The sequence below is a fragment of the Kitasatospora sp. NPDC004531 genome (genome assembly GCF_053602195.1).
On the sequence record NZ_JBSGDD010000207.1, the window covers coordinates 1 to 1,404 of the forward strand.

Consider the following 1,404-nt stretch of genomic DNA (forward strand, 5'->3'; position numbering starts at 1 on the left):
CCCAACGGCCTGATGTGTGCGGCCGCTTGGGCGGACGGCGTGGTCCGGGTCGTGCTGGCCGGCGCCGGACGGGCCACCCACGAGCTGCGGTTGGGCGCGCGGGTGGTGGGGCTGGTCGTCACGGATGCGGGCCGGCTGTGCGTGGCCACGGCTGCGGGGGTGCTGGGGATCGAGCTGGGCGTCGAGTAGCTTCCGCCGAACGGAGCACGGGGGCGCGGTGACGCTGCTGCCGAACGGGCCGTCCGTGAGCGGTGGTGGGGCTCGCGGGCGGTCGGGGCGGTCTCGGTGCCGAACCAGCAATGTCCGTGCCGAAGGACATCCGCACGCCGAATCGCCCGCCCGGGCAAGGCAGTTGGGCTCGCGGGCGGCGGTGATCGGCGCCGGTCTCCGGGGCGCGGCGGGCGGGGCGACGCCGAGTCAGTGGCCTGTGGTCGAGGGCGTGGCCGGTCAGGTGCCGGGGCGGAGGGTGAGGTCGCTGAGGGTGCCGTCGTGGGGGTGGTCGAGGACGGTGGCGAGGGCGGCGGCGACGGATTGGGGGGTGAGGCACGCGGCGGGGTCGTAGGTCATGCGGAAGCGGGCGTGCAGGCGGCGTTGCATGGGGGTGTCGACTTCGCCGGGGTAGACGGTGGTGACGCGGACGCGGTGGGGGTGTTCTTCGGCGCGGAGCGATTCGGCGAGGGCCTTGAGGGCGAATTTGGAGGCCGCGTAGGCGCCGAGGCCGGGCGGGGCGTGGAGGCCGGCGCCGGAGTTCATGAAGACGACGTGGCCCTGGGCGGTGCGCAGGGCGGGGAGCAGCAGGCGGGTGAGTTCGGCGGGGGCCAGGAGGTTGACGGTGAGGGTGCGGTCCCAGAGTTCGGGGTCGCTGTCGCCGACGGGGCCCCAGTCGGCGACGCCGGCGATGTGCAGCAGGGAGTCGAGTCGGGGTGGGGCGGCGGTGCCGCCGAGGACGCGGGTCAGGGCGGCGGGGTGGGCGAGGTCGGCGACGACGGTGCGGCTGGTGGGGAAGCGTTCGCGCAGTCGGGCGGCGGTGGGTTGGTCGCGGGCGAGCAGCCAGAGCCGGTCGCCGCGCGCGGCGAGGAGTTCGGCGGTGGCTGCGCCGATGCCGGAGGTGGCGCCGGTGAGGAAGTGCGTTGCCATGCCGGGGTTGCTACCCGGGTGGGGTGGCCGGGAAGAGCGACAACCGGCCATCCCGGCCCGGGCGGGGGCGTGTCGTCACCGGCACGGCGCGCGTTGATTTCCGCACGCCGGGGGCGTGTTGACGGGGACGTCAGCCGGGTCGGCGGGCGCGTGCGGCGGTGCGGTCGCGCCCTGCGCGCCGTGGCGCGCCGGTCGGGTACCGGACAGCGCGCGGCACCAGCGGGACCACCACCGCGGTGTTGTCCGCGGCGAGCGCCCAACACACCA

The 1,404-nt window shown here is 76.0% G+C and carries 2 protein-coding genes; one reads left to right on the forward strand and one right to left on the reverse strand.

The window, feature by feature from the left end; all coding sequences use genetic code 11:
* Positions 1–189, forward strand: a 189-nt coding sequence (locus tag ACWEMJ_RS34130; RefSeq protein WP_452141026.1) for a hypothetical protein, incomplete at its 5' end; no start/stop codon positions are given.
* Positions 190–447: 258 nt separating this feature from the next.
* Here ACWEMJ_RS34130 and ACWEMJ_RS34135 read toward each other — a convergent pair.
* Positions 448–1,137, reverse strand: a complete 690-nt coding sequence (locus ACWEMJ_RS34135; protein WP_452141027.1) for an SDR family oxidoreductase — start codon at positions 1,135–1,137, stop codon at positions 448–450.
* Positions 1,138–1,404: the final 267 nt, after the last annotated feature.